At 70.7% G+C, this 9,361-nt stretch carries 8 protein-coding genes; 5 read left to right on the top strand and 3 right to left on the bottom strand.

The annotated features are described in order from the left end of the window. Nucleotides 1–244 precede the first annotated feature (244 nt). Nucleotides 245–457, bottom strand: coding sequence for a Rossmann-fold NAD(P)-binding domain-containing protein (locus tag FKR81_RS44580; protein WP_222598548.1), 213 nt, complete (start codon nucleotides 455–457; stop codon nucleotides 245–247). A gap of 13 nt (nucleotides 458–470) precedes the next feature. Continuing rightward, entirely contained in the window at nucleotides 471–1,196 is a 726-nt protein-coding gene (locus tag FKR81_RS38710) for an SDR family oxidoreductase (RefSeq protein WP_146359651.1), read from the bottom strand. 93 nt (nucleotides 1,197–1,289) lie between these two features. On the opposite strand from FKR81_RS38710, the gene FKR81_RS38705 reads away from it, so the two are divergent. Beyond that, the gene (locus FKR81_RS38705) at nucleotides 1,290–2,009 is read left to right on the top strand and encodes a TetR/AcrR family transcriptional regulator (protein ID WP_146359648.1); all 720 of its coding nucleotides are present in this window, start codon (nucleotides 1,290–1,292) and stop codon (nucleotides 2,007–2,009) included. Between the two features lie 29 nt (nucleotides 2,010–2,038). Continuing rightward, complete coding sequence (locus FKR81_RS38700) at nucleotides 2,039–2,572, top strand: GNAT family N-acetyltransferase (RefSeq protein ID WP_146359646.1); 534 nt, start codon at nucleotides 2,039–2,041, stop codon at nucleotides 2,570–2,572. Here FKR81_RS38700 and FKR81_RS38695 read toward each other — a convergent pair. Continuing rightward, entirely contained in the window at nucleotides 2,556–2,918 is a 363-nt protein-coding gene (locus FKR81_RS38695; protein ID WP_146359643.1) for a hypothetical protein, read from the bottom strand. The genes FKR81_RS38700 and FKR81_RS38695 overlap by 17 nt on opposite strands. Nucleotides 2,919–3,014: 96 nt before the next feature. Here FKR81_RS38695 and FKR81_RS38690 point away from each other — a divergent pair, with 96 nt between their 5' ends. The 3 genes from FKR81_RS38690 to FKR81_RS38680 all read left to right on the top strand — a co-directional run bounded on the left by FKR81_RS38690 (nucleotide 3,015) and on the right by FKR81_RS38680 (nucleotide 9,359). Further along, on the top strand, nucleotides 3,015–3,479 hold the full coding sequence (locus tag FKR81_RS38690) for a hypothetical protein (RefSeq protein WP_146359640.1): 465 nt from the start codon (nucleotides 3,015–3,017) through the stop codon (nucleotides 3,477–3,479). A gap of 190 nt (nucleotides 3,480–3,669) precedes the next feature. After that, on the top strand, nucleotides 3,670–6,834 hold the full coding sequence (locus FKR81_RS38685) for a S8 family peptidase (protein WP_186763426.1): 3,165 nt from the start codon (nucleotides 3,670–3,672) through the stop codon (nucleotides 6,832–6,834). Nucleotides 6,835–6,905: 71 nt separating this feature from the next. Continuing rightward, nucleotides 6,906–9,359 carry a CapA family protein gene (locus FKR81_RS38680; RefSeq protein WP_146359634.1) on the top strand — a complete coding sequence of 818 codons (2,454 nt, stop codon included), beginning with the start codon at nucleotides 6,906–6,908 and terminating at the stop codon, nucleotides 9,357–9,359. Nucleotides 9,360–9,361: the final 2 nt, after the last annotated feature.

Raw genomic sequence — 9,361 nt, 5'->3', positions numbered from 1 at the left:
CCTTGACATGGGGTGCGGCGTGGTACACCTCAACGGCCGGCAGGTTCCCTTCCCTGCCGGCGGAGCCGGCCCACCACGCCGCGAGGGGCCCCATGTCAAGGCCCAATCGCTGCGCCGAAGGCGCGACCCAACCCACGACACCAAAACACCACAGCCACAGCAACCATCAGACCCCGCCCCGACGAGAACCGGCAAGTCAAGCCCCACCCGAGCAACGGCAGCCGAGCGCGTGGAGACCATCGCGTCAGCCTGGCCTCCGCCACTGCGGAGCGTGAACGATCGCGGACAGTTGGGCGACCAGGTATGTCGCCCAGGGCGGACGCCAGGCGCCGGAGGGATGCAGCAGGTCGGACAGGCGCATGCCCGCGTAGACGGTGTGTCCGGCACGGGCGAGTGCCCGCGCGGTGAGTGCGCCGAAGCCGCTGGAGGCGCCGGTGATCAGGATTGTCTTGGCCATGGTGCGAGCTCCTTCAGATGACGCCGCCGTTGGCGCGGATGACCTGACCGTTGACCCAGCGCGCCGGGCCCGCGAGGAACGAGACGACCTCCGCGATGTCCGCGGGGGTGCCGAGGCGCTCGAGCGGGGCCTGGGCGGCCATGCGCGCGATGGTCTCGGGGTCCTTGCCGTCGAGGAACAGAGCGGTGGCGGTCGGGCCGGGTGCCACGGCGTTGACGGTGATGTCGCGGCCCCGCAGTTCGCGGGCCAGCACGAGGGTGATGGCCTCGACGGCGCCCTTCGTGGCGGCGTAGGCCGCGTAGCCGGGCAGGGCGATGCCGACGACCGAGCTGGAGAAGTTGACGATCGCGCCACCCGATCGGACCCGGCGCGCGGCCTGCTGGTCCACCACGAACGTGCCGCGGACGTTGGTGCGGTGCATGCCGTCCAGCACGGACAGGTCCAGTTCCGCCAGCGGTGCCAGGTGCATGACGCCCGCCGCGTGCACGACCACGTCGACGCCGCCGAACGTCTGCTCCGCGGTGTCGAACACGGCGGCGACCGCCTGCTCGTCCGCGACGTCCGCCTGCGCGGCGATCGCCTGGCCGCCCGCCGCGGTGATCGCGTCCACCGCGGACTGAGCCTCGACGGAGTTGCCGGCGTACACGACGACGACCGCGAACCCGTCCGCGGCGAGCCGCTCCGCGGTGGTCCTGCCGATGCCGCGTGATCCGCCGGTGACGATCGCGACGCGTGACATGGTGCGCTCCTCGAAGGTTGTTTCCGTTGCTAACACAACGACCGTATCACCGCTATCGAACCACCGCTACCCCTCAGGTGTTATCGTTGATTCATGACGATGGCGGACACCAGGGAGCGGCTCGTCCGCGCCGCGGCGGACCTGCTGGTGGAGGGCGGGCGCGACGCGCTGTCGACGCGCGCGGTGAGCGCGGCGGCCGGCGTGCAGGCACCCACGCTCTACCGGCTGTTCGGTGACAAGGACGGGCTGCTCGACGCGGTCGCGACGTACGGCTTCGCGAGCTACCTGGCGAACAAGCACTCGCTCGGCGAGAGCGACGATCCGGTCGACGACCTGCGCCGCGGCTGGGACCTGCACGTCGAGTTCGGCCTGTCCCGCCCGGCCTTCTACCTGCTCATGTACGGCGAGCCGCGGGTGCGCGAAGCGCGCCAGGAAGCCGACGCGATGCTGCGCCGCATCGTCGAGCGCGTCGCCGCCGCGGGCAGGCTGCGCGTGACCGTGGAGCGCGGCGCGCAGCTGGTGCACGCCACCGGCATGGGCGTGATCCTGTCGCTCATCGCCACCCCGCCCGAGCAGCGCGACCTCGAACTGATCACCGCCGCGCGCGAGCACGTCCTGCAGACCATCACCACCGACGCGCCCGACGACACGGTGTCCGACATCCCGAGCCGCGCCGTCGCACTCCGCGCCGCGCTGAACGAGAACCCGACGGACGCGCTCACCCCGGCCGAGCACGGGCTGCTCGCCGAGTGGCTCGACCGGATCGCCCGCCGCGCGGGCAGGGGAATAACCCGGCGCCCGACCGGCTTGTGAAGGTTGAAGCGTCAACCAGGAGGGTTCCCATGGAGATCTCCACCGACCGGCTCGTCATCCGGGACTGGACACCCGACGACGCCGAGGCCGCGCTGAGGATCTACGGCTCGGCGGACGTCACCCACTGGCTCACCCCCGCGATGGACCGCGTCGGCGACCTGGCCGCGATGCGGTCCGTCCTGCACGCGTGGCAGGAGTCGCAGCCGAACCTCCTGACGCCGCGCGGCCGCTGGGCCGTCGTGCGCAAGGACGACAAGGAGGTCGTCGGCGGGCTCGGCATCCGGCTGCTGCCGCCGTTCGAGGACGACCTGGAGCTCAGCTGGCAGCTCGCACCCGAGGCCTGGGGCAACGGCTACGCCACCGAAGCCGGTAGCGCGCTGGTCGACTGGGCGTTCACCCAGGACACCGACGAGCTGTTCGCCGTGGCCCGGCCGAAGAACACGCGCGCGATCGCGGTCGCCGAGCGGCTCGGCATGCGGTGGGTCGGCGAGACGAGCAAGTACTACGGCCTCAACCTGCAGGTGTACCGGATCCGGCACAACGACCTCAGCGCCGGCTGGTGACGACCCTGCCCACGAGCCCGACCACGAGCACCACCGGCATCACCACCGGCGCGACCACGACCTGGACCAGCAGCCGGAACGCTCGCCCGAGTACGTAGAGGACAGCGGACCGGGGCGGATCGGTCAGGCCGGGAAGGCTCAACGTGACCGCCATCAACGTCCCGTAGGACGCCGCCCAGCCCAGCCCGAGGTGGACGACCGCGCCGAGCGCCGCGACCACCGGGTGCGCACCGAGCTCCAGCAGCAGCCACCAGAGCGCGCCGGACAGGAGCAGCGGCACCACGAAGTTCGGCACGGTGAAGAGCCCCTCGATCCGAGCCTTCGACCAGCGCTTGTCCCCCGTCATGCGGTGCATCGCAGCACGAAAAGCACGTCGTGACCAGAGTTCCGATACGTCATGCGACCGATGTTTCACTCCCCCGCCGGTAGCACGGTGGTCGCCATGACCACGACCACGCACAACCCGTTCCACGAACTGTCCGCCATCAAGAACCAGTACGAGCAGACGCTCGGCTGGCCCGTGTCGGTCGACGTCGGCCACCGGCGGCTGGTGATGCACGTGGGCGGCAGGATCGACGCGATCATCCTGCCCACGCGTCTCGCTGAACGGGCGCTGGCGGAGTTGCGCTTCGCGATGCTCGACGGCCCGGTCGCCGCCGGACCGGGTGGACACTGGCACACGTTCCTCACCACCCGCACCGCCGTCGCGAACCCCGCGCTCCCGCTCGAACTGCGCAACGCGAAGGCTCAGCTGATCCCGTGCGGCGGCCAGATCATCATCCCCCGATCGCTGACCGCACAGGACATCCCGCGCGACTGGCGGTGGGTGGTGGCACCCCGGCCACACCGCGCGCTGCCGCCGTGGTGCGCCGTCGTCTCGGCGGCCCGGCGCGCGATCCGCTGGTGACCATCCATTGTGGATTTTCACCGTGACGCATCACAGTTGACGCAGGTCATCCACGGTCGCGTCTGAAATTTCCGACGTTGCCCGGAACCCACCCGTCTCGATAGGCATTGGTTCGCCGCCTTCTTCCACTGCGGAGAAAAGGGACCCAATGCGCATACAAGTGGTCACAGCCGCTCTTCTGATCGCCGGGATGGTGGTACCGAACGCAACGGCAGAAGCGGAACCGGCAAAGCAGACACGCGAGACGAAGACGGTCACCCTCATCACCGGAGACCAGGTCCAGGTCACCGAACACTCCGACGGCAAGAAGGCCGTGACGATCACCGGGGTGAAGGGCAAGCGACGAGCGTTCCACCGGCAGGACAAGGGCAAGGACGTCGTGCTCGTGCCGCACGAGGCGGTCGCGCTGGTGGCGTCCGGCAAACTCGACAAGCGACTGTTCAACGTGAGCGAGCTGATCAGGCAGAGGTACGACGACGCGAGCAGTCCCACCACACCGCTGATCATCACCCGCACCGCGAACCCGCAGGCCGCGATCCAGGGCGCTACCACCACGAGGGCGCTGGAGCGCATCCACGGCCTCGCGGTCGCCCAGCGCAAGGAGAACGCGGCCGACTTCTGGCAGTCGATCGCCACGAACCCGGACATCACGCGGATCTCCTTGGACCGCAAGGTGAAGGTGAACCTCGACCGCAGCACCGCGCAGATCGGCGCGCCGGCGGCGTGGCAGGCCGGGTACACCGGCAAGGGCGTGAAGGTCGCGGTGCTCGACACCGGCATCGACACCAAGCACCCCGACCTGACGTCGGCCGTCGTCGGCGCGCAGGACTTCACCGGCAGTGGCAGCCCCGCCGACGGCCACGGGCACGGCACGCACGTCGCGTCCATCGTGGCCGGTCAGCACGCGAAGTACCGCGGCGTGGCACCGGACGCGAAGCTGCTCAACGGCAAGGTGCTCACCGACGACGGCGAGGGCTACGAGTCGTGGATCGTCGCCGGGATGGAGTGGGCTGCCGCGCAGGGCGCGAAGGTCGTCAACCTCAGCCTCGGTGGCGAGGACGCACCCGAGGTCGACGCGCTGGAGGCCGCCGTCAACGACCTCACCGCCCGCACCGGCACGCTGTTCGTCATCGCGGCGGGAAACGAAGGCGAGGAAGGCGAGGGCACGATCGGCTCACCGGGCAGCGCGGCCGCCGCGCTCACAGTCGGTGCGGCCGAGCGCGACGACTCCGTCGCGGACTTCTCCAGTCGCGGCCCGAACCAGGGTGACGCGGCGCTGAAGCCGGACGTCACCGCACCCGGCGTCGGCATCGTCGCCGCCAAGATGGGCACGAGCGACCACATCGCGTTCAGCGGCACGTCCATGGCCACGCCGCACGTGGCTGGCGCCGCGGCGATCGTCGCCCAGCAGCACCCGGACTGGCGGCCGGAGGACATCAAGTCCGCGCTCAGGAGCACCGCGAAGCCCGCCACGGCGACGGTCTGGGAACAGGGCACCGGCCGGATCGACCTGTCCCGCGCGACGAAGCAGACCGTTCTCGCGTCCACTGTGGACTTCGGGACGCTCCGCCACCCGCACGACAAGCCGGTGACCAAGACGCTCACCTACACCAACCTCGGTGACGCCCCGCTGACGCTGGCCGTGACGCTGAAGGCGACCGGTCCGATCACCGCGGGCGCCACGCAGGTCACGATCCCCGCGCGCGGCAAGGCGGAGGTGCCGCTCACCGTCACCCCGACGCGTCAGCTCAAGGGTCTCGTCAGCGCCACCGTCACCGCCCGCACGGCGGACGGCGCGGTCGTCGTCACGTCCACCGCGGGCGCGCTGCCGGAGGAGGAGATGTTCGAGGTCACCATCGCGCAGACCAACCGCGACGGCAAGGCGCCCGCTGATGGCGACACCTTGCTCACGTACCTCGACCTCGACCGCGAGACCACGGGCGAAGCCGTCCCGTCCGGGGCGGACAACAAGGTCCGCCTCCCGAAGGGCACCTACCACTTCCTGCACGCCATCAGCACGCCGATCGATCCGCAGGATCCGGAGAAGTTCAGCACCACGCTGTTCGGAGAGCCCGACGTGCGGGTGGACCGCGACGTCACGCTCACCTTCGACGCCAGGCGCGGCGCACCGGCACTGCTGACCTCCGAGCACAAAGGACTCGAGCAGCGCATCCCCTGCATGACCGCGATCATGGAGTCCGGAGAGGGGCTCGAGCAGAACGGGCTGTGCCTGGCCGACTCGACCACCGAGGAGAACCCGTTCTACGCGGTGCCCTCCCGCTCGGCCAAGAACACCGGCACCTTCGTCTTCCACCACGAGCACAGCTGGGCCACACCCGCGGGCGACCTCAAGGTGAAGCTCAAGCAGTACGTGGCGGGCCGCATCCCGGCCACCTTGTCCCGGACCGTTCCGGACAGCGAGCTGGCCGAGCTGCGGGAGGAGTTCTACCGGCAGGGCAGCCAGAAGTCCGGGTACCGCAGCGAAGGCGTCTGGGCGCCGCACCAGAACTCCTCCGTCGACACGCCGGAGACCCTGCCGTTCGGCAGCAAGAGGAGGCTGCTGATGTCCGCGCAGCCCTGGCTCAAGTGGAGCCACTCGCTGGCCTTCGAGCAGGGCGACGAGTGGGCCTCGCTCGACTCCCACTTCGGCGACCGGGTCTACCGGGCGGGCGAGAGCCGGACGGAGAAGTGGTACCAGGCGGCGAACGGCCCGTTCTTCACCGACCAGGACCTCTTGTTCAGCCGTCAGGGCAACCTGATCGGCGGCTTCTTCTCGCTGTACGGCGACCCGTTGCACGACTACTCGCTGAGCGGCCCCCGAGACGAGAAGCAGACGTTCTCGCTCTACCGGGGCAACACGCTCATCGGCACCAAGACCGTCAAGCACGATGTCGAGTTCGAGGTGCCCGCCGCGGCGGCCGACTACCGGCTGGTCGCCACCGCCACCCGCACCCTGCCGTGGTCGGAGCTGAGCACCACCGTCACCTGCGAGTGGGGGTTCCGGTCGGCGCACGTCCCCGGCGCCGGCCTCGTGTACACGCCGTTGTCGGTCGTCCAGTACGCCCCGCCGGTCGACCTGAACAACCAACTGCGCGCGGGCAGCACGGTCCGGATTCCGGTGACCGTGCAACGGCAACCGCGGTCCGGTACGTCCCCGGTCAAGAGCCTCGGCGTCGAGGTTTCCTACGACGACGGCAAGACGTGGGTCACGGCACCTCTCGAAGGCAAGAACGCCGTGGTGACCCATCCGGCGCTCGACCGGACCAACGGGTTCGTGGCACTGCGCGGCACCTCCGCCGACGCGCAGGGCAACACCGTCAAACAGACGATCCTGCGGGCCTACCGGCTGAGCTGAGCGGCACCCATCCGGCCACTCCGTCCACTGAGGACGGAGTGGCCGACCTCTGATGTGCGGAGAGTGGACGAATGAAACACCTGCGCTGGGCGAAACCCGTGCTCGGAGCGTCGACACTGGTCGCGTGCCTGATCACCGGGCTGATCGTGACGTTCCGCGTCATCGACGTCGCGAACGGGTGCGCGGACTGCGGCGACCCGCGGCACGAGCTGGGCTTCTCGGTCGACCTGCGGGTGCTCGACGAGACCGGCCGGGCACTGCCGGACGCATCGGTGAGGCTCCACGGCGCGGGCGAGAACCCCGTGCGGTTGTCCACCGGACCGGACGGGACCGTCCGGCTGCACGCGTTGCGCGGACCGGCGGTCGCCGTCGTCGAGGCACCGGACCACCTGCCGGAGCCGGTGCCGCTCGGCGCGGCGGACGCGGCCGCCCCGGTGGACGTGAAGTTGTTCGCCCGCAAGGCGAACCGGTTCGCGATGCACTCGGCGGGTGATGTGATGTTCGGCAGGCGGTACGTCACGCCGGACGGCGGAACGCCGTTGATCCCCCCCACCGCGGCCGACCGGGGAGCCGAGCACGTCGTGTCCGCGATCGCGCCTGTGTTCAGCGCCGCCGACCTGCGCACGGTCAACCTGGAGAGCGTCGTCAGCGACATGCCGCCGCAGCAGGCGTACCCGCGCAAGCGGTTCATCCTCCAGTCCGCCACCTCGACGACGGCCGGACTGCGCGCGCTCGGCGTCGACTGCGCCGTGCTGGCGAACAACCACTCCCGTGACTTCGGCGACCAAGGCGTCGCGGACACCCGCGCCGCACTCGGCAAAGCGGGCATCGCGATGGTCGGCGCGGACGCCACCGCGGACGGCGCCGCGGTCCCGCACCGCACCTCGATCAACGGCGTCTCCGTCGGCATCGCGGGGTTCACCAGCGTGGACGGCGACTTCGTCAACGGCGCCTACCCCACCCGGAGCACGCCGCGGCCACCGGACACGACCTCCGACGAGGCCTGGCAGTACGAGGAGCGGAACTGGGGCTACACCAACGGAAAGGTGACCCTGCCAACGGTGCCGCGCCGCATCGGCGAGGCGTGGCAGGCCTACGTGCGGATCGGGCCCGACGCCGATCACGCCGCCCTGTGGGCGTCACTGGTGCGGGTCTACCCCGAGCTGCAGGACTGGGTCGCGCGCCGCGGCCACGGCGGCGCGGCGGAGTGGGACCCGGCCACGTCACCCGCGCAGATCGCCGCGCTCGCGGCGCAGAACCAGCTGACCGTCGTGCAGCTGCACGCCGGTTTCCAGTTCCAGGACGTCGCGTCGGACAACGTGCGCGACATGGCGCACGCGGCGATCGACGCGGGCGCGGACGTCGTGATCGGGCACCACCCGCACGTGCTGCAGGGCCTGGAGTGGTACCGCGGCAGGCTGATCGTCTACAGCCTCGGCAACTTCGTGTTCGACCAGAACTTCCTGGCCACGTTCTCCAGCGCCGTCCTGCGCACGGTGTGGGAGGGCGATCGCCTGCTGGAGGCCAGGTTGCTGCCGCTCGAGCTGGTGAACTACCGGCCGGTGGCGGTCACCGGCGAGGCGGCGCGCCGGGTGCTCGGCCAGATCTGGGAACGCGGCCTGGTGCCCGCGGCGGCCAGCAGGGACACCACCGGCGCGGTGCGGGTGCAGCCGCGGCAGGCCGAACCGGACACCGCGCCCGGCCAGCTGGTCGTCGAGCGCAACACCGGCCGCATCACGACGGTCGCCGGGCCGGAGACGACGAGGAAGGTGACCGTGCCCGCCGGGCAGGTCGCCGAGCTCGGCGTCAGGGCGGGTGACCTGACCAGGCCGGTCGCGGGTGACGGTGTCCAGGTGGGACGTGATCTGTTCGGGTGGGGCGGGTTCGAGGACGACACGGCCGACGGCGGTGTCGACGCGGCGACCCACTGGCACACCGACAGCAGCGCCGAGGCGTGGCGCACCGGACCGACCCCGCACGGACGCGGTTTCCTGCAGCTCGACGCGCCGCCGGGCGGATCGGTGCAGACCCGTGCCGTGGCCAGGATCGCGCTGCCACGCCACCGCAGGTACACCGCGGGCGGTGCGTCCCGGCCGCTCGACCCCGCCCCGTCCTACTCCATGCGCGCGATGGTCCGCGGTTCGTCGGCGGGCAGCGCGTACTTCCGCTTCGGCGTCTACCACTTCGACGACAGCAACCCGACGGAAGACCCCAAGTCCGACCTCCTCACGACGATCACCCGCGCGGTCGACGTCCCGGCGGACGGCGGCTGGCACCAGGTGAGCGTCGACCTGTCCACCGCCGATCTGGACGCGGCGGACGGAACGGGCAACATGGTCATGATGTACGCGGGCGTGCACCGCCGTTCCGACGGGCAGTCCACGTCGCTGGAAATCGACGACGTCCGCTTCGTGGAATGGCGGGACGCCAACGGGATGACCGGTTCGTTCGGTTCGATCGACCTGGCGCGCAACACGACTTCGACCTCGCGCGAGCTGTCCACCGTGGTCCGCGCGCCGTCCTGAGC

It is taken from the genome of Lentzea tibetensis (assembly GCF_007845675.1).
Taxonomy (GTDB): Bacteria; Actinomycetota; Actinomycetes; order Mycobacteriales; family Pseudonocardiaceae; genus Lentzea; species Lentzea tibetensis.
The sequence above is the reverse complement of the archived record's forward strand: the minus strand, read 5'-3'. Positions and strand labels throughout refer to the sequence as shown.